The following is a 23,086-nucleotide window of genomic DNA, read 5'->3' on the forward strand; positions in this document are numbered from 1 at the left end:
CATTACTATGAAAAAGATAACCATATCTAAGGTCATCATATATATTGTGTTGACACTTATAGCTGTTTTATATGTAGCCCCGCTTGTATGGATTGTGCTTGTATCATTTAAGACCAATGCGGAAGTATTTTCTAATCCGTTTGGGGTACCACAGGTTTGGCAGCTAGGTAACTATATTTTTGCATGGACCAAAGGTAAACTTGGAGTAGCTCTTTGGAACTCAGTATTTGTATGTGTGTTTACACTTGCAATAAGCCTTCTTCTTGGAGCAATGGCTGCGTTTGGAATTGCAAGAATGAGATTTAAGCTTTCAGGAGCAACACTTACATACTTTATGATAGGTATGATGGTTCCTGTACACTGCGTACTCATTCCTCTGTTTGTGATGTTTTCAAAAATGAAGATTACTACTCCTCTTTTTGAGATCAGATTTACAAACAGCCTTATCGGAATCGTTATTCCATATATTACATTTGCTCTTCCGATGACAATATTCATCCTTGTTGGCTTCTTTAGAAGTATGCCGGGTGAGCTTTTCGAAGCAGCATGTATTGACGGATGTTCAATTTACAAGACATTTTTCTCAATAGCACTTCCTCTTTCCAAGACAGGTATATTTGTAACTGGAATGATGAGCTTCGTTAATACCTGGAACGAACTGCTTGTTGCAATGGTATTCATTTCTGATCCTGAGAAAAAGACACTTCCTGTAACTCTTACATATTTCGTAGGACCATACGCAACAAACTATGTACAGATGTTTGCAGCTATTGTTATCGCAGTTATTCCTACTATCGTTGTCTACAGTATCTTCAGTAACCAGATCGTAGAAGGACTTACGGCAGGTGCGGTAAAGGGATAAGACGTACGTAATAGCTGGGTTGTGCCGATTCCTGAGGGTGGCAGCCTATAAATGATTTTCGGGTCATGAAAAATATATAAAATTCAAGGCATGATATCTGGAATGATATATTCTGGGATTTATAAACTCGCTTCGCTCAGACAATAAATCCCAAACAGAATATCTCATTCCATCTATCAAGCTCTTGAATTTAATATATTTTTCAAAGACCCGAAAATCATTTATAGGTTGCTACCCTCAGGAATCTGAAAGTTTTAGGAATTGTACGAAAATGTACGAAAAATGCGGTGCATTAATCATCCCTGCTTCGATGGCAGGGATTTTTAGTGCTAAGTTGATCGAGAAGTGCGATGAAACTGAATTATACCGGCTTTGAATCTGATTAAAAAGACGGATTATTTTTGATGGAAAACGGTGGCGTTTTTGGGGAGGCGTATGCTATAATGACAATATACGAAAAAATGCGAAAACAACAAAGGAGGAAACGCTTTGTTTGATTCAAAACTGTTATTTCATGATATTTCCGGTCAGTTTGTAAGTCCTGAAGAACAGGATATTTTTAGTGATGTAACTATATATTTTAGAGTTGGCAAAGGTCAGGCTGCTACAGTATTTCTTTATACAGAGGAATATGAGTATCCTATGAGTCTTATGGGTGCGGACAAGGCATCAGAGAGAGGATTTAGCGGAGCTGGCGATATATTTGATTTTTATGAAGTGACAGTAAAACTTGGTGATAAGCCGTTTTCTTACGCGTTTAAGATTGAAGTAAATGGTGATAAGGAAGATGCGCACGTTGTATTTTATGATTTCAGAGGCGCGTACTTAAGAAAGCCTTCAGCTGATAACCATATGGCATTTCGTCTTTTCCCAGGGGCTCATGTTCCGGGATGGGCTAGAGGTGCTGTAATGTATCAGATATTCGTGGACAGGTTCTGCAATGGCGATAAGTCCAATGATGTTCTTACAAATGAGTATCACTATAATGGCGGCCATACTGTTCATGTAGATGATTGGGACAAGTATCCTCATCCTTCAGAAAGCTATAAGGAATTCTATGGTGGAGACCTTCAGGGCGTTATAGATAAGCTTGATTATCTGCATGATCTTGGAATAGATGTACTTTATCTTAATCCGATCTTTGCATCTCCTTCAAGCCATAAGTACGATACCATGGACTATGATCATATTGATCCACACTTTGGCAGAATCGTAGAAGATGAAGGTAAACTTCTTGAAGAAGATGTTACTGATAATAGAGAAGCTACAAAATTCGTAAACAGAGTTACAAATATAAAAAATCTTGAAGCAGGAGATCTTCTTTTTGCAGAGCTTGTTGATGAAGCCCACAAAAGGAATATGAAGGTCATAATCGACGGCGTATTTAACCACTGCGGTTCTTTTAACAAGTGGCTCGACAGAGAACTTATATACGGCGGCGGAGCTTATGAATCAGAAGACAGCCCATACCATAAGTGGTTTGATTTTAAGAAAAAGAAATGGCCGCAGAATAATTCCTATGACGGATGGTGGGGATATGACACCCTTCCAAAACTTAATTTTGAGGGTTCCAAAACACTTCAGGAATATGTCTTACGACTTGCAAGAAAGTGGGTTTCTGCGCCCTTTAATGCTGATGGCTGGAGACTTGACGTTGCAACAGATCTTGGACATTCGGAAAGTTTCAACCACGAATTCTGGCAGCGTTTTAGAAATGCAGTAAGAGATGCTAATCCTAATGCGATCATTCTTGCAGAAAATTATGGTTCTTCAAGAAACTGGCTTGAAGGTAATGAATGGGATACTATCATGAACTACGATGCCTTCATGGAGCCTGTTACATGGTTCCTTACAGGCGAAGAGAAGCATTCGGATGAGTTCAAAAAAGAACGACTTAATAATACAGCTCTTTTCTGGAAGTCAATGAAGAAGGCTATTGGAGAGAACTTTGGTAACTTTTCCATGTACACTTCTATGAACCAGCTTGATAACCATGATCACTCAAGATTCATGACAAGAACCAATATGAAGCCCGGAAGATCTTCTGATCCGGCAGGCCCTAAGGCTGCTGATAAGGGCACCAACAAAGGGATATACAAAGAAGCTACTGTTATCCAGATGACATGGCCGGGAGCTCCGACTCTCTACTACGGCGACGAAGCTGGAGTTTGCGGATTTACAGATCCTGATAACAGAAGAACCTATCCTTGGGGACATGAGGATAAGGAGCTTATCGAGTTCCATAAGACTATTATTGATATACATAAAAAATATCCTGAATTTACCGATGGTGCACTCATCCCGCTTGGAGAGCATAAGGTCAAAGGCATCCTCACCTACGGAAGGTTTACAGCAGATGCCGTATCTGTCATAATCTTAAATAATAATAATAGAGAAAAAGAAATAGCGCTTGACTTAAGACCTTTGGGAGTGCCTACAGATTGCAGCTTTGAAAGACTTATATTAACGGATGAAGCAGGCTTTGATGTAGACAGTGTAAAGTACCATACTAGTGGAAGAGACTTGAATATAACACTTAAAGAGTATTCTTCTGTAATACTGAGATTATCAAAGTGATAATGAAGAGTAATTAACTTTGCTTCTTATATTTGCTTCTGTAGCACTATAGTTATGCTGTCTGGTCATTAGTCAAGTGTGTTGTATGAGGATATATTCATGAAAATACTTGTTACTAATGATGATGGAATAAATGCAGAAGGCATACAGCTTCTTGCAAAAACTGCAAAAAAGTTTGGAGAAGTGATAGTTATTGCACCGGAAGAGCAGTGCAGTGCAATGTCACACCATATCACCCTTCGCGATAAGATGACTATAAGAAAGCATGAATTCGGCGTGCCAGGAGTTGATGCTTATGCTTTTGCAGGAACACCTGCAGACTGCGTAAGAGCTTCATACCTTGGACTTTTTAAAGAAGGTGAAAAGCCTGATCTTGTACTTTCGGGTGTTAACAAGGGAGCTAACTGCGGCTTTGATATTCAGTATTCTGCAACAGTTGGTGCTGCCATGGAGGCTCTTTTATACGAAGTTCCTGCTATCTGCTTTTCACAGAACTATTTTACTGATGAGCATGAGTGCCATACTGATGTAGCAGAAAAGTATATAGAAGATATACTTAGTGAACTGATCGCAAAGCCTCTTGAAAAAGGTCTTGCATGGAATGTTAATTTCCCTTCATGCAGCCTTGATGAGTACAAAGGCGTTTTGTATGACAGATTTCCTGCCCAGAGCGCGTTCTGGGATGATCAGTATGTTCTTGAAGAAAATGCTGACGGCGAGAAAGAAGTTCTTCTTAAGACTATACCAATTGAAAAGGCTGAGGAAGGCAGTGATATGCAGGCTGTCATAGATGGATATATATCAATTGGAACAATACGAAATACTGTATTAAGATAAAGAGGATTCAATAATCTGCAACCATCCTCAGGAAAGCTTTGGCATTGAGATATTTTTTCATTTTAATATAGAATAAAATGGCGCTAAAAGGCAATAATAGTAAAAAAGTTACATACATTTGATATGTAACTTTTTTTATTTTGCGATATAATTAATTCGTTGTTAATAACGGTAGTAAACATATAAAGTTGCTATTATTCGATACTAAACAAGTTGGAATCGGGAGGATAGTCACTATTATTCGTTTACTATTTCAATGGGGGGAAGGAGTTCTTTTTTCCTGACTAATCCAAAGGACAAAATTTAAGAAAGGTGGTATTACTATGGCACTGGTTACATCAACCGAAATGTTCAAGAAAGCTTATAATGGCGGATACGCTATTGGTGCTTTCAACATCAACAACATGGAAATCGTTCAGGCTATCACTGACGCAGCAGCAGAGCTTAAGAGCCCTGTAATCCTTCAGGCATCACAGGGTGCAAGAAAGTATGCTAACTCTGTATACCTTGTAAAGCTGGTAGAGGCTGCTAATGAGATTCATCCTGAAGTTCCTATGGTTCTTCATCTTGATCATGGTGCAGATTTTGCAACATGTAAGGATTGTATCGATAACGGATTTACATCAGTTATGATCGACTATTCAAGCCATTCTTTTGAAGAGAACATTGAAGAGTCAAGAAAAGTTGCTGAGTACGCTCACGAGCATGGCGTAGTAGTAGAAGCCGAGCTTGGAACTTTGGCAGGTATTGAAGATGCTGTATCAGTAGATGCTGATAAGGCTATGTTCACAGATCCTGATCAGGTAGAAGAATTCGTTAACAAGACAGGCGTTGATTCACTTGCTATCGCTATCGGAACAAGCCATGGTGCATACAAGTTCAAACCTGGAACAAATCCTAAGCTTCGTCTTGATATCCTTGCAGAAGTTTCAAGAAGACTTCCCGGATTCCCTATCGTTCTTCACGGATCAAGCTCTGTTCCTCAGGAATATGTTAAGATCATCAACGAGCACGGCGGCAAGTTAAAAGATGCTATCGGTGTTCCGGAAGATCAGCTTCGTGAAGCTGCAAGAGGCGCTGTATGCAAGATCAACATCGACTCTGACCTTCGTCTTGGTATGACAGCAGGTATCAGAGAGCACTTCGTAGCAAATCCTGATCACTTCGATCCTCGTCAGTATATTGGCGATGGACGTAAGTATGTTAAGGATATCGTAGCTCACAAGATCAAGAACGTTCTTGGTTCTGAGAATACAATCTGATGACATAATTGGTTAAAACATAAAAAATAAGACCTCGGAATCTTTCCAAACGGATTGATCCCGAGGTCTTTTGCTTTAGCTATTATTCTTTTATCATGGTTTCCAAACAAGCCATACGAAGAGATAACCTGTTATAACAGCTGTAAGTGTAAATGGAATACCGATCTTGAAGAAGTCTCTGAACTTAACCTCATAACCTTCTTTTCTAAGCATACCAACACCTGCGATATTGGCAGAGGCTCCGATAGGAGTGATGTTACCGCCAAGGGTTGCTCCTATAAGGAGACCGAAATACAGGAAGTTAGCATCTATATTAAGTGTTGCTGCAACAGAGCCCAGGATAGGGAGCATAGTTGCAACGTAAGGTATGTTGTCTATGAAAGCAGAGATAAGAACAGAACCCCATACTACAATTGAATACAAAATGAATACATTGCTGCTACCTGCCTTGGAGATCATAGTTGCAAGATCGTCGATAACACCAACATTGGTGATACCAGCTATAACGCAGAACAGACCTGTAAGAAGGAGCATTGTATCCCAGTCCATAGCCTTAAGTGAGTGCCACATTCCATCTGTGCTCTTCTGCTTGGCAATCTCCCATACTACAGTGAGGACGCCGCATACAAGACAGATGATACCATTAGTTGTCTCAGGCTTCATCTCTTCAGGAATGAAGGATGCGATGATAAGAAGTACCACATGTCCCAGCATTGTGATAGTTGGAACATAGTCAGTTACAACTGTATGCTCTGTTGATGTAACAGGCTCTTTGTCCTTGTGGAAGAGGATCATCATGATCGGAACAGTAAGAAGAGCACCAAGCTCTACAGCAAAGAAGATACCGGCTCTTCCATGGAATACGAAGAAGTCATTGAAGTTCATGCCGGCAGCGCCTGCAAGCATGATAGATGTTGTATCACCAACAAGTGTTGCAGCGCCCTGAAGGTTTGAGGATACTGCGATACAGATGATCATGGATACAGGAGATATGTTCAGCTTCTTACAGATAGCAAGTCCAACAGGAGCTACCATAAGTACTGTAGCTACGTTGTCGATGAAAGCTGAGATGATACCTGAGAAAAGTGACATGAGAATTGTAACCCACAATACGTTGGGTGCGAGTCTAAGCAGCCACTCAGCAATAACATTGGGCATCTTGGATTCGATGAAATAGTCTACGATGACCATGGTTCCTACCAGCATCATAAGTATGTTCCAGTCGATAGCACTGGGTACCTGAGTGATTGGAAGGATAGGATCACCGCCTACTCCTATGAGTGTAAGGATTACATAGATTGCCGCTGTTGAAAGTGCTACAACAGCTCTTTTCTTTGGTAATAGCACCATGAGTACATACATAAGTACAAAAAGTGCTATCGCGATGGTTTTGGATGTTAACATTTTGTCTCCTTTGTGATGATTTTGGCAAAATAAAAAAGACCTTGCCATGTGGTTGACCGCATATAGCGGGAAGCAAATGACATTCATGGTGGTAAGTGCCATCAGCTAAAGTAACATGGTAAAAGTCTTGCTTTTCATGGATATCAGCAGATAAGTAGTTGCCGTCTTTTTTGCCATAAGATATGACAAAAACGTCTGCTGCGTTATATCCGGTTCCGAATGACCTTTGCCGATCATTGTGCTGACGAATACCGGAAATCTATATACCTTGCCAATATATAGATCAGCTACTCCCTTTTACTCCCTATATAATAAAGATTTATTGCAAAAACGTCAAGAAAATCAGCATTCCATGACATCCCCTATATCAGGCTGTTTGTAGATGATGATCCAAGCAATATCAGATATTTTCTCATAAGATCTGTGGTTTAAAATTTCTTTAGTTTTTCAGTTATTAAAGTATTTTTTATCCTGTTGAAATGGTTTTTTTCTTATCATAAAATTGAATAAGCAGGAATTATAAGTGAGGTTTTTTATATGCACAACGAACTGACTAAAAAAGACATAGAAGATATGCAGGCTGAAATTGACAACCGCAAGATCAATATAAGGAAAGAGCTTCTTGAGGATGTCAAAGAGGCAAGGGCTCAGGGCGATCTGTCCGAGAACTTTGAGTACTATGCAGCCAAGAGGGCCAAGAACCAGAACGAGAGCCGCATACGCTTTCTTGAAAGGATGATCAAGACAGCCAAGATCATTGATGATGACTCAAGTGATGATCAGGTAGGCATGAACAAGACTGTAACTGTCTATGTTGAGGAAGATGATGTCGAGGAAGTGTATAAGATCGTCACTACCATAAGAGCGGACTCCCTTAAAGGAACCATAAGTGTGGAATCTCCGCTTGGTAAAGCCCTGATGGGACATAAGGTAGGAGACCGCGTCAATATAGTTATAAGCAAGGATTATAACTATGACGTGATAATCAAAAAGATTGAGAATACCGAGCTTACAGATGATGATAAGCTCAGGGATTTCTAACCTGTTACAGGATCAAGGTTTAGAGGACTTGATCAAAGGGAAGAATTCTTGGGGCTTTTTGTGATGCACAAAAATAATTATTGGTACGAGGGTTTTAATGAAAGAAGATTTTAAAGAGGAAATAGAAAAAGTCATCAGTAAGATGACTCTTGACGACAAGATTGCCATGATCCACGGCGCACACCTTTTTCAAAACGGGAAAGTGGATCATCTTAATATTCCGCCGCTTACAATGTCAGACGGCCCTATGGGCGTAAGGGCAGATTTTGAGCCTGATAAGTGGATACCGGCGCAACATGCAAGCGACGAGGTTACATACCTTCCATGCAATTCATCTCTTGCTTCTACCTGGAACAGGTCTCTTGCAAGGGATATGGGAAGCGTCCTTGGTGAAGAGAACAGAGGAAGAGGCAAGGATATAAGCCTTGCTCCGGGTATCAATATCAAGAGGACTCCCCTTTGCGGAAGGAATTTTGAATATTTTAGTGAAGATCCTTATATAACAGGTGAGCTTGCATCAGAGTTTGTTAAGGGGCTTCAGGAGTGGGACGTTGCAGCCTGCGTCAAGCATTTTGCACTTAACAATCAGGAGACGCAGCGCCTTGAAGTGGACGCTGATGTTGATGAAGAGGTACTTCGTCGTATATATCTAAGAGCCTTCCATAAGGTGTTAAAAGATGGCGGAGCCTACAGCGTAATGGGTGCCTATAACAAGTTCAGGGGCGATTATTGCAATGAGAATCCATTCCTACTTACCAAGGTACTAAGAGATGAGTGGAAGTGGGACGGAGCGGTAATATCAGACTGGGGCGGTGTCCACAATACTGATAAAGCAGCCGTGTCAGACCTTGATCTTGAGATGTCTGTAAGAGACAACTTCGATGATTATGTTATGGCAAGGCCTCTTAAGAAGATGGTTCAAAAAGGTAAGATAGATGAGTCATATATTGACAAAAAAGTCTATCATCTCCTTCTTCTTATGTATCGCCTTAATATGATGGAAGGCTTTGTGAGAAAGTGCGGAAGTTACAATACTCCGATGCACAGGCAGATAGCACTTGATGTTGCAAGAGAAGGTGTGATCCTTCTTAAAAATGATAATAAGACACTTCCGCTTAAGAGAGATAAGCTTAGAAAGATCCTTGTAATTGGTGAAAACGGTGACAGGATCCATTCAAATGCCGGAGGATCAGCAGAGATCAAGGCTCTATATGAGATAACTCCTCTTATGGGACTTAGAAGTCATATAGGTGGTAATTGCAAGATCGATTATGCAGAGGGCTATACTTCAAGGTTCAGAGCAGATGAGCCGTCAGCCTTCGAAGATGGCGGAACCAACTGGCAGAGGCTCGATGCTATAAGGAAGGCAGCAGAAGCTAACTGGCAGGAAGCTTCCCTTGAAAATGGCGGTGGTAAGACTCAGTCTGTTATTAAAGTAGACAAAAAACTGTCAAAGCTTCGTGCTAAGCTCCGTGAGGAAGCCCTGTCGATGGCAAAGGATCCGTCTTATGAGCAGGTTATATTCATAGGCGGAATCAATCACGATTTTGATTCTGAAGGGACAGACAGGATAAACATGGATATTCCTTATGAGCAAAACGAGCTCATAGAAGAGCTTGTTAAGATACGTCCTGATCTTGTGGTAGTTATGGTAGCAGGAAGTCCTCTTAATATGACTCCATGGGCAGACACGGTTAAGACTCTTATCTGGACTTACTATAACGGAATTGAGGGAGGCAATGCCCTTGCAGATGTGATCCTTGGCAATGTCAATCCTTCCGGCAAGCTTGCAGAGACTATAGGGCATGACCTTAGTGATTATGGAAGTCACTTTCTGGCAAGATTCCCTGAGCCTGAAACAGCGCATTATACAGAAGGCTTCAAGGTTGGATACCGCTTTAATGATACTGATAATGTAGAGCCTTTGTTCCCGTTTGGATATGGTCTGTCTTATACGAGCTTTGAATATTCAGATCCTAAGTTGGCGCTTGATGATAAGGGTAATAAGGTTATTACAGTTAGTATCAAAAATATAGGAAAAGTATCAGGCTTTGAAACCGTGCAGGTTTATGCAAGAAGAGAAAGCGCAGAAGTATTCCAGGAACTTGCAGGTTTTGAAAAAGTATACCTTCGCGCAGGCGAAGAAAGAAGCGTGGATATAGCTGTAGAACTTGACTCAGAGACAGAGCTTTCCAAGAGCTTTAATAAGTCTGTCAAGTATGCGATAGGTTCATCTTCACGTGATATAAGACTTACAATTTAATGCTACAGGTTCGTTATAAGGCTTTTATGAGCCTTTGGAGTGTAATGATTTTTTGGAAATAATAGTTATGATCTCATAAGATCACAGCATAAGGAGGAAAGTATGTTTTTTGCACAGGATGGAAATATCCTAATTGGGAAAAGAGAGGGAGAGACTCTCAGAATTGAGCCTTGGGGCAAGAATGCTCTTCGTGTTCGCTCTACAATGTATCCTGAATTTACAGGTAATAACTGGGGACTAGAGGAAGATATAGATCATGGAAGTGCCAGGATCGAGACTTTTGATGATCATGCTACGATTGAAAATGGTAATATATCTGCTCATATCAATAATTCAGGTGTTATCACATTTTTCAAAAATGGACAGAAGATTCTCAAGGAATATTATAGAAGCTATGATGCCTCTGTAACCAAGGAGAGCATATGTCTTAAACTCATTGCCAGGAACTTTAAGCCTATAGTGGGCGGAGATTACAAGCTTACTATGCGCTTTGAGCCCAATGACGATGAGAAGATCTTTGGTATGGGCTGCTATCAGCAAAAGTACATGGACCTTAAAGGATGCGTACTTGAGCTTGCACAGCGTAACTCCCAGACATCAATTCCTTTTGCTCTTTCAAGCAAGGGCTTTGGATTCTTATGGAATAACCCAGCAGTAGGTAAAGCTTCTTTTGGTAAGAACTATACAGAGTTTGAAGCATATGCAACCAAGGAACTTGATTACTGGATCGTAGCAGAAGATACACCTGCAAAGATTGTAGAAAGATATACAGAAGTTACAGGTAGAGCTCCAGAGATCAGAAATGACGTATTTGGCCTTTGGCAGTCAAGACTTCGTTACAGAACTCAGGAAGAGGTTCTTTCTGTAGCAAGAAAATATAAGGAGCTTGGCATCAAGCTTGACGTTATCGTAATAGACTTTTTCCATTGGACAAGGCAGGGTGACTGGCAGTTCGATCCTGAGTATTGGCCTGATCCAAAGTCAATGATAGATGAGCTTCACGCTGGCGGTACAAAGGTAATCGTATCTGTATGGCCTTCAGTTGATAAGAAGTCCATTCATTTTAATGAGATGTGGGATAAGGGATATCTTATCCGTACAGAGCATGGTTCAAACCAGACTTACGACTATCAGGGAGACTGCGTAGAGATAGATTGCACTAACCCTGAGGCTCGTCAGTATATCTGGGATATCTGCAAGAAGAACTACTATGACTACGGCATTGATATGTTCTGGCTTGATAATGCTGAGCCTGACTTTGGCGTATATGATTTTGACAACTACCGCTATCGTATGGGGACTGCTCTTTCCTGCAGCAACATCTATCCTAAGCTTTATGCTAAGGCTTTCTACGATGGTCAGAAAGCTGATGGCAATGACAAGATCTTCTCGCTTATCAGATGCGGCTGGGTTGGATCACAGAAGTACGGCACACTTCTATGGAACGGTGATATCCAGTCAACCTGGGAAGCTCTGCAGTCAGCAGTTGGCCAAGGCCTTAATATGGGTATTGCAGGTATCCCATGGTGGAATACAGACGTTGCCGGCTTCATGAATGGTGATATGACTACAGAATACTTTAAAGAGCTGGCTCAGAGATGGTTCGAGTTTGCTATATTCACACCTATCCTTCGTCTCCACGGAGATAGAGAACCTATGAACATCCCTGCACTTGACACTACCAAGGACTGGGGCGGCGGATACCTCCACACAGGCGCACCTACTGAGATGTGGGCATGCGGCGATGAAGTCTTTAATGTTATGAAAAAGAACTTAGAGCTTCGCGAAAGTCTTGTTCCATATATTGACGAGCTCAACAAAGAGGCTCATAAGACAGGTCTTCCAATCATGCGTGCTATGTTCCTTGAATTCCCTGAAGATGCGAAGTGCTGGGAACTCGATGATCAGTACATGTTCGGTAGTAAGTACCTTGTAGCACCTGTCCTTGAAGCAGGTGTATCAGAAAGAGAAGTATACCTTCCTGAAGGAAAGTGGGAAGACATCCGTGATGGCAAGGTATATGAAGGCGGATGCACAGTTAAGGCGCCGGCTCCTATAGACAGTATCCCTGTATTTAAGAGAGTATAATGATTTTTATGGCAAATATATCAAGATGATCAGATAAAGCGATTTGTATTATGCAAATCGCTTTATCGGGTTATATAACTCAGAAATTGTAAAAAATAACGAGGTTAAGTTTGAAAATGTTCCTTTTTCAAGACCAAATTGGTGTCGCGAGCTCCGCCAATTTGAACCATTAGCCATTTGCTTTGCTCGCGATAAGAGGTTAAATATGAAATTCGATCTTCAAAAAGAAATGGCCCGTATAGACGACCAGATAGCAAAGGGGCCTTATAAAGATACCTGGGAATCTATTTCTACATATCCTGTACCAAAGTGGTACGCTGATGCCAAATTCGGAATATTCATACATTTTAGTGTATGTTCACAGACTGCTTATGCCAATGAATGGTATCCACGCGGGATGTATATTCAGGGAACAAGAGAATTTGAGCATCATGTCAAGACACATGGTCCTCACAAAGAGTTTGGATACAAAGACTTCATTCCGCTTTTTAAGGCAGAGAAGTTCAGTGCTGATGAGTGGAATGACCTTTTTAAAGAAGCCGGAGCTGAGTATGTAGTTCCTGTAGGCGAACATCACGACGGATTTCAGATGTACAAAAGTAAGATATCTGACTGGAATGCAGCTAAGATGGGACCTATGCGCGATGTAGTCGGCGAGATGGAAGACTCTATAAGAGAGCACGGGATGATAGCAGGAGTATCATCACACAGGATAGAGCACTGGTGGTTTTTGTCCCATGCAAGAGAGTTTGATTCAGATATGACTGGCAAGGAAGAAAGAGGTCATATCTACTGGCCGTCAATGAAGGAATGCGAAGATCAGATGGATCCTTTCTCCGAGCCGACTCCTTCAGAAGAATTCCTTCAGGACTGGCTTGCAAGAACAGTTGAACTTATAGACCGATTTGCGCCAAGAGTTCTTTATTTTGACTGGTGGATACACCACAGCGCTGCAAGACCTTATGTAAGGAAGATGATGGCGTACTATTACAATCATATGGAGAAGCTTGGCCTTACAGGAATCGTAAACTACAAGTATGGAGCACTTCCTTTTGGCTGCGGCGTTCCTGATGTTGAGAGAGGCCAGTTTGCTGAGGCTAAGCCATATATATGGCAGACAGATACATCTATAGGAGATTATTCCTGGGGATATATTCCTGACAACCGTTATAAGACTTCAAGACAGATCATAGAGAACCTTGTGGATGTAGTTTCCAAAAACGGAAGACTTCTTCTTAACGTAGGTCCTAAGGGCGATGGAACTATCTGCGAGGAAGAGACTAAGGTGTTAAAAGAGATAGGAAGCTGGCTTAAAGTAAACGGTGAAGCCATATACGGAACAAAGCCTTATGAAAGATCTTCAGAAGGACCTACCAAGGTAGAAGATGGCTATTTTACTGAAACAGCAAAGGAATACACTTCAGAAGATTTCAGATTTACTGTCAAAGATGATCACATGTATGTTATAGTAATGAAGGCGTCTTTAAACGGAGACTATCATGTGAAAAGTTTTGCAAGAAGGCGCGACGAGGATCAGAATCATTTTACTGGGGTAATAAGTGATGTAGAAGTGCTTGGAGGAAGTTGCAGTTTCCAGCACAAAACTGATGGATTGCACATTCATTCAGATATTAAGTCAGATTATCCAGTTGTATTTCGTATATCTTTTTCTTAAAAAAGTGTTAAAAATTCCGCGATAATTTGACCTTGGGGATGATATATATTAGAATACAGACTTGAATTATAGATTCAGGGGTTACAAGTAAACTTGAATGATAGTTCGAGAATATCGAGGTCTTATTGTGGATATCAAAGAAGAAATTTTAGAAACTGAAAATAAAGAGGTGCCGACCAAGAGGAAAGCGTCTAAGATGAGCAGATCAAGAAAGCTCAGAATGGCTATCATCATTCTGGAGATTCTTGTGATACTTTTCGAAGGCGCTGTTCTTTATGTTGTAAAAAAACTTGATCGTGTCCAGAAGGTCGCCATTTCAGTAGATGAACTTCAGGAAAATATCAGTGCTGAAGTTAAGGCTAATGCTGAAAGCGGACAGATGAAGGGTTATACCAATATTGCTCTTTTCGGTGTAGATACAAGAACCGGTGATCTTGAGAACAATACAAGAAGTGATACTATCCTTATTGCTTCTATCAACAACTCGACCAAAGAAGTTAAGCTGGTTTCAGTTTACAGAGACACATATCTTAATCTTGGTAATGACTCTTATAACAAAGCCAACAGTGCTTATGCACAGGGCGGACCTACACAGGCTATCAACATGCTAAACATGAATCTGGATCTTAATATCACAGATTTCATCACAGTAGGTTTTGAGGGACTTGTTGATGTAATAGATGCTCTTGGCGGAATAGACTTAGAGCTTACAGATGCAGAAGTTAAGCACCTTAATGACTACCAGAAGATAATGGCCCGTCAGCAGGGCAAGGAATATATAGCTGTTACCCAGTCAGGATATCAGCACCTTAACGGTCTTCAGGCAACTGCATATTGCAGGATCAGATACACCTCAGGTGATGACTTTAAGAGAACCGAGAGACAGCGAATCGTTTTGGAAAAAGTATTTGAAGCAGCCAGCAAGGCTTCGCTTTCAGAGCTTAATGCCATAATTGATGCAGTAACTGATGAAATATATACATCACTGTCCACATCAGAAATTCTTGGATACGTATCTAACATCACAAGCTACAGCATAGTAGATACGACAGGTATCCCGAATTCTGACATGAGAACAGGTGCAACACTTGGAAGAAAGGGAAGCTGCGTAGTTCCTGTTACCCTTGAAGCTAATGTAATATGGCTCCATGAATATCTTTTTGGAGAAGAAAATTACAGCCCGTCTTCCAAAGTCCTTGAATATAGTGAAAAGATCCAGGCTGATTCCGGATATACTCTTGATGAAGATGGTAATGTAGTTTCCGGATATTACAAGAACACAAATAATACTACTACAACGACAAGTACTCAGACTACGACGCCTAGTACCACTCAGGAAGAGACGACGGATCCATATGCAGGTCTTATGTCTATGATAGATCCTCATACTGGCGGCGTTGTATGGTATGATCCATATACAGGTGCTGTTATCGATCCTGCTACAGGTCAGCCAACAGGAGCAATGGCAGATCCGGCAACAGGTAATGTTGTTTATCCAGGTGAAAGTTCTTCTCAGGGAACTCAGTCTACTACACCTGATGCTACGACTACAGATCCAAATGCGGCAACAGCAGCACCTGCAGATCCAAACGCTGCGGCGCAGACCCCTACTGATCCCAATGCAGTACCGGCTGACCCTAATGCAGCGCCGGCGGCAGATCCTAATGCTACGCCTAGTCAGACACCTGTGACACCTTGACGGGTAAGGATTCAAACAATCAAAACTAGTGTACTGACACATTCAGAATAAACCAAATAACTCGTCTATTAATTATTAAAAGAGCTGAATTTACGAATTCAGCTCTTTATATTGTTTCGGAGTCATTCCGGTTATCTCTTTAAACTGACGATAGAAATGTATTTCGTTACTATATCCGCAGAGCTTAGCAATAAGCTCTATTTTATTGTCAGTTGATTTCACCATTCTCTTGGCATATTCAATCCTCATGTCTATCACATCTTTTTGATAAGATATTCCAAAGAAATCCTTATACAGATGCTGAAAATAGGACACGCTTATAGACATGGATTCAGCCTTTCTTGCCATACTGATGTCATCAAAATTTCCTCCCTGCATGGATAGGCGCAGAGCCTGAAACTGTGGATAGAATGGATTCTTATACCTTGGATCATCCTGCATGGTATAAGCGCTATAGAGATGGTTCATAAGGACGTTCATAAGGCAGTCTATATTATCTCTTTGAATATCTGCGTTTTTGGTATAAGACATCTCGAACAGAACCTGTCCAAGAAGCGTTGCAGGATCTTCAATATCACTTATCTGGAAAAAAGTGTTAAGGGGAAGGAGCTTTTTAGATATCAGGTTTTCTCCTTCGAAAGTAAAGTGGAGCCAGTCATCTATATACTGTCCCTTGGGATTTGAATATGAGTAGGGAACCTTAGGGTCAAGGATAACAGCGCTTCCAGGGGGGACAATTTTCTCGCAACCTGCGATATTATATGTGCCACCTGATCTTATCAGCAGAATAACATAGTGACCTGCCCCGTTTGGACGTGACATCATAAAACCTGTGGGATGCACTTTGCTTATGCCTCCGTAATAGACTTCGTACATATTTTTTCTCCATATAATAAAAACATAAATAGCAGAAAATGTTAGTTATTATGTATTATCAGATATTATAAAAGAACAGTCAATTTATTAAACTGATATCAGAGCTTTAAGCAATATGCCGGCACTAATAAGCTATTGGACACAGATGTCAGGAAGATGATGGCATCGACTGTGAATAGAGCAAGTTATAAGTAAATATATAAAAAGGTTTCAAATGATACCTTTGACATCTACATAAGATAATAATGGAAGGAAGACACGATATGTTAGATTATGCTAAAGAGATTTCATTAAAGATCAAAAATAAGGAACTGGCCGTTGCCGGAAGGATAGGAGATAAAATTCCGTACACTGCCTATGATGGTGTATTCGATGACTGGACAGATAAGAACCTGTGCTGGTGGACCAACGGCTTTTGGGGCGGAATGATGTGGCAGCTTTATGGGGCTACCAAAGAAGATATATTTAAAACAAAAGCTATGGAGCTTGAAGAAAAGCTTGATGGAAACCTTATGAATTACAATGGAATGGACCATGATTCAGGCTTTAAATGGCTTACAACTTCTCACGCTTCCATGATCCTTACTGGTAGCAACGAGTCCAAAAACAGACTCCTTCTGGCAGCAGCTAATCTTGCAGGAAGGTTCAATCCTGCAGGCTTCATCCGTGCCTGGAATGATGAAAAGGGCGATAATGCAGGCTGGGCGATAATCGACTGTCTTATGAATCTTCCCCTTTTATATATTGCTACAAAGCTCACAGGCGATCCAAGATTTAAAAAGATCGCTATGATCCACGCAGATACAGCAATCAAGCACTTTATAAGGGAAGACGGATCTGCAAGACATATCGTAATATTTGCCCCAGAGACAGGCGATTTCGTTGATGAGCCGGGCGGCCAGGGATATGGAAAGGGATCAGTATGGACTAGAGGCCAGAGCTGGGCTTTATACGGCTTTACAATGAGCTTTCTTCATACAGGAGAAAAGAGATATCTTGAAACTGCCGTAAGATGCGCAGACTTTTTTGCCGACAATACTCCTGAAAGTGGAAGAATACCGGTAGACTTCAGACAGCCCAAAGAGCCTGACTATACAGACTCCTGTGCCGCATCCATAGCAGCAAGCGGAATGCTCCTTCTTGCAAAGACGCTTAGAAATGAGGGCAAAGACCTTATAGATGGAGCAGAAGAAACTGCGGTAAAATATGAACAGACAGTAGAAAGAATACTTCGTTATCTGGTAGAAAAAGACAGTGACTGGAATCCAGACACAGACAATATACTTAAGTCCTGCACTGCAGCATATCATGACAAGGAACATGAATTCCCGATAATCTATGGAGATTACTATCTTATAGAGGCGATATTCAGAATTACAGGTGAAGAGACATATATCTGGTAAGCGGGTGATTAATGAAGATAAGTAACAGTAGATAATATATTGCTGCTGTTATAGATACGGTCTTGAAATTGGAGAAGTATTATGACAGAGAAGAATAAATGGGTACCTGAGTTTACAGATTTTGAGCTTAGCCCCTACACGGGACTTACGTTAGACAGCTGGCTTAGCGCTGGAAGGTATATGCTTGAAGGTGTTTTTAATCACATAGATTCTATAGATAAGCCTGTTGTAATGCCGCGAAAGGAAACGGATGTAACCTATCCTCATAAGGCAAGCACAGGAGAAGCCCTCATTGCCGAGCAGAAAGCGGAAATATTTGAAGGGCTCACCAGATCTTTTTTCATAGGGTCTGTAATGATCCATAACGAGCCTGAAATTACTATTAATGGCATAAAGCTTGCTGATTACTACAAGCACCAGATCTATAAGAGCTGTTGTCAAAAGGATGACCCTGCATATGTAGGTACATACGAAGAGCTCCATGTTGGCAAGTTTGCTGATGACCCTATAAAGCCCTTTCAGCAGACAGTTGAAACCTGCGCTCTTGTGATAGGCCTTGATGCCTGCCGCGAGGAAATATGGGATAAGTATACTGACAAGGAAAAAGGTGATATAGCGTCCTTTTTGAAAAGCTATGCATATAACCCTACAGTTCCACAGAACTGGCGTTTTTTCAACATGCTGGATCTGGCATTTCTTTATAAATGCGGATACGAGATTGATGATGAGATAATGGGCGACCATGCTCAGGCGATCCTTAACTACTATGTTGGTGATGGCTGGTACAGGGATGGACAGTGCTTTGATTATTATTCCTGTTGGGCATTCAATGTCTATGGCCCTATATGGTGCAACTGGTACGGCTATGAGAAGATGCCCTATGTTGCAAAGAAGATAGAAGAAGCTTCCAATGCTCTCATGAAGACCTATAGCGACATGTTCGATAATGACGGATTCACCAACATGTGGGGCAGAAGTTGTATTTACAGGAACGCAGCAACAAGTGCTTTTGATGCAAATATGTTCCTTAGAAATTCAGAGGCTGATCCGGGACTTTCCAGGCGTATCTGCTCAGGTTCGCTTCTTCAGTTCCTTTCGCGTGACGATTTTTTGTGGAACGGAGTCCCTACTCTTGGATTTTACGGACAGTTTACGCCGCTTGTTCAGGGCTATTCCTGTGCAGAGTCACCGTTTTGGCTTGGTAAGGCATTCCTTTGCCTCCACCTTCCCAAGGATCACCCCTTCTGGACTAGTAAGGAAACGGAGAATTCTTTTGACAAGATAAGGATGCATGAAGTAAAGGAGACTGTGCTTGGTGGGCCGGCGCTTTGCTTTACGAACCATAAGGATAACGGCGAGACGATACTTAGAAGTGCCAAGGTGTTTAAGACATCAAACGACATGCATGGCATGTGGAACTACAATAAGCTGTCTTATAACAGCAAGTATCCATGGGAATCAACGCCTGTAACAGGAAATGACCTTGCAGTAGAGTCCCAGATGTATGTTATTGGCGATGATCATAATGGGAAGAAGCTCTATCCCAATGCGATTTTCTGGTCAGGGTCAAGAGACGGACTTTTGTACAGGCGTGCGTTCTTTGATTATAAGATTGAAGATGAAAGACACTGGGTTCAAAGCATGGACTTTGCAGATTTTCCTGTGCCTTCAGGTCTTGTTCGTGTAGATAAGCTGGCTTTATTTAAAAGACCTGTAACCATAACCCTTGGTTCATACGGATTTCCTGACAACGGCACAGAAGTAATTCGCAGGGAAGAAGGCGATTATAAAGCAATAATCCTTAAGGGCAAAGACCATATGGGAAAAGAAAAGCAGCTTGCAATGACAATTTTTGCAGGCTGGGAAGATATAGATTTGGTAAGATCTACAGGTACAAATCCTGATTCTGAAAAATCTATAGTTGTATATGCAAGAATGAAGTCAGGGCCTAAGCTTTATGATGCTTCAAAGCCTTATGTTCTCATATCGCAGACTATCACAAAAGAAAGTCACGAGGACTTTACAGATGATGAGCTGTTCCCTGTTAAAAAGATAGGATATTCGGATCCATGGAATAGCGGAGCTTTTGGACCTGTAACGATCACGATGAAAGACGGACAGGTAAGGACTGCTGTGTACGAAGGAATTGAGGCAGGCCTCCAGCTATAAAAATGAGCCCTTGGATAAAGTTGATTTGGATGGTATTTTTGATATATCCTTGAATAGGATGGAACATATATCATTAAAGTCTGGAATCAGCTTTATCTAAGGGCTTTTTATGTACTAGATTATATGAGGATATAAGAGATATTTCATAGATATAAAGTAAAGAAATGAGGATAACAATGGAGAAAAAAGCCAATATAACGGTTATAGGAATCCACGATAGAGGAGAATCAAGCCCTGATACTATCGAGTCTAAAGGAACCTGTACATGGGACGTTACAGATGATGGAACTAATGTGATAAAGGGCGATGAAGCCAAAGATGAATCAGGCGAGATGGTAACGACTTCTTTTCGTATAACACCCACCAGGATCAAGATGGTAAGGAAGGGAAGTTTTGCATCTGTAATGGTATTTGAAAAAGGCGTTGATCACGTATCAACCTATAACACACCATATGGCGCAATGGATATGAAGGTCAAAACTGATATCCTTGAAGTTACAGAAGAAAAAGATCATCTTTGCGCTCATGTTAAGTACGTGCTTGAAATGGATGGACAGGTGACATCAAATTCAGATATCAAGATCGATATCGAAAGTATATGACATATAAATGAATACGACATATAAAGTGTCTGATATGGGAAGTGTTTGCTATTATCTAATATAGAAAGAATCAGATAATAAGAAGAATCTGGTACAATTTTATATTTAAACAAAAAATAAAATCCGCAGTCACTGCGGATTTTATTATAGTAATCGATATGATACTGATTTATTTAATCTGCTTAGCTCCGGCTTTTTCTTGAGCCTTTTCAAGAGTTCTCTTCCAGAATCCCTTCTTTTCTTCAACCTTCTTAACGCCTTTGTTTCCGTGAAGACCCTTAACAGAAGTTACATAAAGACCGGCTACAGTAGCCTTAACTTCTTTCTTCTCAGGAACAGAATCGAATATTTCAGGCTCGCAGAGAAGAGTCATGATCTGAGATCCAACCTTAACCTTGAGTACAGGAACCTTCTGGTTACGAGCGAGTTTTCCAACAGATTCAAGTGCTGCTGAAGGAAGTCCTGCATCCTTGAGTTTCATCTTTTTCTTACTGATGATGAACATTGATACAGTCTGCTTAGCAGCTTCAAGCTGTGCTTTAGACTCTTCCTGCTGTGCAAGTCTCTTAGATCCAATAATATAGAGAACTGTTCCGGCAATGCCAAGAACAAGAGTAACTATAGCAAGGACTGGATGACGAAATACAAACAAAAATACTACAACTACAAGGACAAGGGCGTCAACAAGAGCAACCTTCCAATTTTCTTTAAGTGCGTTCAAAACTTAACCTCCCAAATAATTAACTAAAAACAGTTGGTGCGTAGTACATATTAACATTTTTAAAAAAAACAGGCAACGCTTCCCTACATATTTAACAAATTTTTTATTGCTATTGTTATTGAGGCTTTAAAGACAGGGTAAGGTATGGTAATATGGTAAAAGTTGACTTGCACAAAAGATTCTGTATTACTGGAAGTTCAAATCTGATTTCGGCTTATGCTGAATATATAATGCCAACAGGCACAAAAGAAGGGATTTTTATTTATGAAAAAGAAACTGACTATTTTATTGGCAACAGTTTTAAGTGGGGCTTTACTTGCAGGATGTAACAAAACAAATAATTCTGCTGAAGGAAACAGCGCAAATACATCAGCATCACTTGCAGATGGTATCAATGCAGAGTCACTTCAGGGAGCTGTTGATGGATCTGCTGAAGCTGCTGAACCTCTTTCAGAGGATGGATACCTGTCCAAATATACAGCAAGTGATTATGTAACACTTGGAGAGTATAAGGGCCTTGAAGTTAAGGTTCCGATCGTTAATGTAACTGATGAAGATGCAGAGGAGACACTCCTTTCAAGCTATGGATCATCTTTTGAAGCTGTAGAGGTTACAGACCGTACAGATGTAAGACTCGGAGATACAGCTAATATCAACTATGTAGGTAAATATGCTGATACACTTGAAGCTTTCGAGGGCGGCACAGATGATTCAGAGGAAGGATATGACCTTGTAATAGGTTCAGGTTCTTTCATTCCTGGATTCGAAGATGGTCTTATCGGAGCAGAAGTTGGAACTACTGTAGATATCAACCTTACATTCCCTGAAGATTATCAGGCACCTGACCTTGCCGGTGTAGATGTAATCTTTTCAGTTACTATCAATAAGATCTCTGCACCTGCTTATACAGACGAAGAGGTTACAGCTCTTGGTATTGAAGGCGTTACTGATAAGGCAGGACTTCTTGAGTATATCAAGGAAGATCTTAAGACTCAGGCAGAAGAGGAAAATAAGGAAACAGCAAGATCATCTGCTCTTGAGATGGCATATGATAATGCAACTTTTACTGAGGAGTTCCCTCAGGTACTTATCGACAGATTTATAGCTGACTATGAAGATACGCTTGAGTATTACATGCAGATGTACAGCTATTACTATGGCGTATCTTATTCATCAGTAGATGATTATATTGCACAGAATTTTGGAATCGCACCTGAAGAAGTTGAATCATACAAGAACGAGCAGGCTATAGAGCAGCTTCAGTATATCTTCCTTGAAAGAGCTATCGCAGAGGCAGAAGGTCTTGAAGTTACTGCTGAAGACGTTGAAGCAGAGCTTCTTGAGATTGCAACTCAGTCAGGATATGCAGACGTAGATTCTTTTGCAGAATTCTATAGCACAACATACGGAAGAGACGTTAGAGAGCTTGCAGCTGAGCAGCTTATATCAGAAAAGGCACAGGATTTCCTTTCAGAGAATGCTACACTTGTAGAAGTTGAAGCTTCTGAACTTGAAGCTGAGGAAGCAGAAGAAGCTGAAACTGAAGAGACAGTAGCAGAATAATTTTGTTTGACTTAGAGATATAATATCGATTATTTAAGATAAGA

Annotated in this window: 16 protein-coding genes; 13 read left to right on the forward strand and 3 right to left on the reverse strand. The window is 40.8% G+C overall.

The genetic code is table 11. From position 1 onward, the window contains the following. Window positions 1–7 precede the first annotated feature (7 nt). The 4 genes from WAA20_RS01035 to fba all read left to right on the forward strand — a co-directional run bounded on the left by WAA20_RS01035 (window position 8) and on the right by fba (window position 5,538). Entirely contained in the window at window positions 8–862 is an 855-nt protein-coding gene (locus WAA20_RS01035; RefSeq protein WP_338802031.1) for a carbohydrate ABC transporter permease, read from the forward strand. Window positions 863–1,351: 489 nt separating this feature from the next. Beyond that, entirely contained in the window at window positions 1,352–3,439 is a 2,088-nt protein-coding gene (locus tag WAA20_RS01040) for a glycoside hydrolase family 13 protein (protein ID WP_073388727.1), read from the forward strand. A 99-nt stretch (window positions 3,440–3,538) separates the two neighbouring features. Beyond that, complete coding sequence (gene surE / locus WAA20_RS01045) at window positions 3,539–4,276, forward strand: 5'/3'-nucleotidase SurE (RefSeq protein ID WP_073388728.1); 738 nt, start codon at window positions 3,539–3,541, stop codon at window positions 4,274–4,276. Window positions 4,277–4,599: 323 nt separating this feature from the next. After that, a complete protein-coding gene (fba, locus tag WAA20_RS01050; RefSeq protein WP_073388730.1) occupies window positions 4,600–5,538 on the forward strand; it encodes a class II fructose-1,6-bisphosphate aldolase in 939 nt (312 codons plus the stop codon). Window positions 5,539–5,631: 93 nt separating this feature from the next. Here the strand turns inward: fba and WAA20_RS01055 are convergent, their stop codons facing one another. Then, window positions 5,632–6,942 (reverse strand): SLC13 family permease, encoded by a 1,311-nt coding sequence (locus WAA20_RS01055; RefSeq protein ID WP_027217266.1) that lies wholly within the window; start codon window positions 6,940–6,942, stop codon window positions 5,632–5,634. A gap of 537 nt (window positions 6,943–7,479) precedes the next feature. Between WAA20_RS01055 and greA the strand changes: the two genes are divergently transcribed. The 5 genes from greA to WAA20_RS01080 all read left to right on the forward strand — a co-directional run bounded on the left by greA (window position 7,480) and on the right by WAA20_RS01080 (window position 15,708). Continuing rightward, window positions 7,480–7,983 carry a transcription elongation factor GreA gene (gene greA, locus WAA20_RS01060; RefSeq protein ID WP_022757367.1) on the forward strand — a complete coding sequence of 168 codons (504 nt, stop codon included), beginning with the start codon at window positions 7,480–7,482 and terminating at the stop codon, window positions 7,981–7,983. Window positions 7,984–8,080: 97 nt separating this feature from the next. Further along, entirely contained in the window at window positions 8,081–10,246 is a 2,166-nt protein-coding gene (locus tag WAA20_RS01065; RefSeq protein WP_073388731.1) for a glycoside hydrolase family 3 C-terminal domain-containing protein, read from the forward strand. Between the two features lie 102 nt (window positions 10,247–10,348). Beyond that, window positions 10,349–12,334, forward strand: coding sequence for a TIM-barrel domain-containing protein (locus WAA20_RS01070; protein WP_139263788.1), 1,986 nt, complete (start codon window positions 10,349–10,351; stop codon window positions 12,332–12,334). A gap of 205 nt (window positions 12,335–12,539) precedes the next feature. Further along, window positions 12,540–14,009 carry an alpha-L-fucosidase gene (locus tag WAA20_RS01075; RefSeq protein ID WP_073388734.1) on the forward strand — a complete coding sequence of 490 codons (1,470 nt, stop codon included), beginning with the start codon at window positions 12,540–12,542 and terminating at the stop codon, window positions 14,007–14,009. 97 nt (window positions 14,010–14,106) lie between these two features. Continuing rightward, window positions 14,107–15,708 carry an LCP family protein gene (locus WAA20_RS01080; protein WP_081373889.1) on the forward strand — a complete coding sequence of 534 codons (1,602 nt, stop codon included), beginning with the start codon at window positions 14,107–14,109 and terminating at the stop codon, window positions 15,706–15,708. A gap of 90 nt (window positions 15,709–15,798) precedes the next feature. Here the strand turns inward: WAA20_RS01080 and WAA20_RS01085 are convergent, their stop codons facing one another. Next, on the reverse strand, window positions 15,799–16,584 hold the full coding sequence (locus WAA20_RS01085; protein WP_073388737.1) for an AraC family transcriptional regulator: 786 nt from the start codon (window positions 16,582–16,584) through the stop codon (window positions 15,799–15,801). Window positions 16,585–16,847: 263 nt separating this feature from the next. Between WAA20_RS01085 and WAA20_RS01090 the strand changes: the two genes are divergently transcribed. The 3 genes from WAA20_RS01090 to WAA20_RS01100 all read left to right on the forward strand — a co-directional run bounded on the left by WAA20_RS01090 (window position 16,848) and on the right by WAA20_RS01100 (window position 20,758). Beyond that, window positions 16,848–17,987: a glycoside hydrolase family 88 protein gene (locus tag WAA20_RS01090; protein WP_242951198.1), complete on the forward strand. Its 1,140-nt coding sequence runs from the start codon at window positions 16,848–16,850 to the stop codon at window positions 17,985–17,987. Window positions 17,988–18,068: 81 nt separating this feature from the next. After that, on the forward strand, window positions 18,069–20,156 hold the full coding sequence (locus tag WAA20_RS01095) for a DUF2264 domain-containing protein (protein ID WP_073388740.1): 2,088 nt from the start codon (window positions 18,069–18,071) through the stop codon (window positions 20,154–20,156). 176 nt (window positions 20,157–20,332) lie between these two features. Beyond that, window positions 20,333–20,758, forward strand: coding sequence for a DUF1934 domain-containing protein (locus tag WAA20_RS01100; RefSeq protein ID WP_073388741.1), 426 nt, complete (start codon window positions 20,333–20,335; stop codon window positions 20,756–20,758). A 169-nt stretch (window positions 20,759–20,927) separates the two neighbouring features. Here the strand turns inward: WAA20_RS01100 and WAA20_RS01105 are convergent, their stop codons facing one another. Next, entirely contained in the window at window positions 20,928–21,479 is a 552-nt protein-coding gene (locus WAA20_RS01105; protein ID WP_242951199.1) for a hypothetical protein, read from the reverse strand. Window positions 21,480–21,743: 264 nt separating this feature from the next. On the opposite strand from WAA20_RS01105, the gene WAA20_RS01110 reads away from it, so the two are divergent. Continuing rightward, complete coding sequence (locus WAA20_RS01110; RefSeq protein WP_073388743.1) at window positions 21,744–23,042, forward strand: FKBP-type peptidyl-prolyl cis-trans isomerase; 1,299 nt, start codon at window positions 21,744–21,746, stop codon at window positions 23,040–23,042. The last annotated feature ends 44 nt before the right edge of the window (window positions 23,043–23,086 follow it).

It is taken from the genome of Butyrivibrio fibrisolvens, assembly GCF_037113525.1.
GTDB lineage: Bacteria > Bacillota > Clostridia > Lachnospirales > Lachnospiraceae > Butyrivibrio > Butyrivibrio fibrisolvens.

Excerpts from the sequence above, each read along its gene's own strand:
- WAA20_RS01055 (WP_027217266.1), bottom strand. The coding sequence starts at position 6,942 with ATGTTAACATCCAAAACCATCGCGATAGCACTTTTTGTACTTATGTAT.
- surE (WP_073388728.1), top strand. The coding sequence starts at position 3,539 with ATGAAAATACTTGTTACTAATGATGATGGAATAAATGCAGAAGGCATA.
- WAA20_RS01075 (WP_073388734.1), top strand. The coding sequence starts at position 12,540 with ATGAAATTCGATCTTCAAAAAGAAATGGCCCGTATAGACGACCAGATA.
- WAA20_RS01110 (WP_073388743.1), top strand. The coding sequence starts at position 21,744 with ATGAAAAAGAAACTGACTATTTTATTGGCAACAGTTTTAAGTGGGGCT.
- WAA20_RS01090 (WP_242951198.1), top strand. The coding sequence starts at position 16,848 with ATGTTAGATTATGCTAAAGAGATTTCATTAAAGATCAAAAATAAGGAA.
- greA (WP_022757367.1), top strand. The coding sequence starts at position 7,480 with ATGCACAACGAACTGACTAAAAAAGACATAGAAGATATGCAGGCTGAA.
- WAA20_RS01035 (WP_338802031.1), top strand. The coding sequence starts at position 8 with ATGAAAAAGATAACCATATCTAAGGTCATCATATATATTGTGTTGACA.
- WAA20_RS01095 (WP_073388740.1), top strand. The coding sequence starts at position 18,069 with ATGACAGAGAAGAATAAATGGGTACCTGAGTTTACAGATTTTGAGCTT.
- WAA20_RS01085 (WP_073388737.1), bottom strand. The coding sequence starts at position 16,584 with ATGTACGAAGTCTATTACGGAGGCATAAGCAAAGTGCATCCCACAGGT.
- WAA20_RS01070 (WP_139263788.1), top strand. The coding sequence starts at position 10,349 with ATGTTTTTTGCACAGGATGGAAATATCCTAATTGGGAAAAGAGAGGGA.
- WAA20_RS01100 (WP_073388741.1), top strand. The coding sequence starts at position 20,333 with ATGGAGAAAAAAGCCAATATAACGGTTATAGGAATCCACGATAGAGGA.
- fba (WP_073388730.1), top strand. The coding sequence starts at position 4,600 with ATGGCACTGGTTACATCAACCGAAATGTTCAAGAAAGCTTATAATGGC.
- WAA20_RS01080 (WP_081373889.1), top strand. The coding sequence starts at position 14,107 with ATGATAGTTCGAGAATATCGAGGTCTTATTGTGGATATCAAAGAAGAA.
- WAA20_RS01065 (WP_073388731.1), top strand. The coding sequence starts at position 8,081 with ATGAAAGAAGATTTTAAAGAGGAAATAGAAAAAGTCATCAGTAAGATG.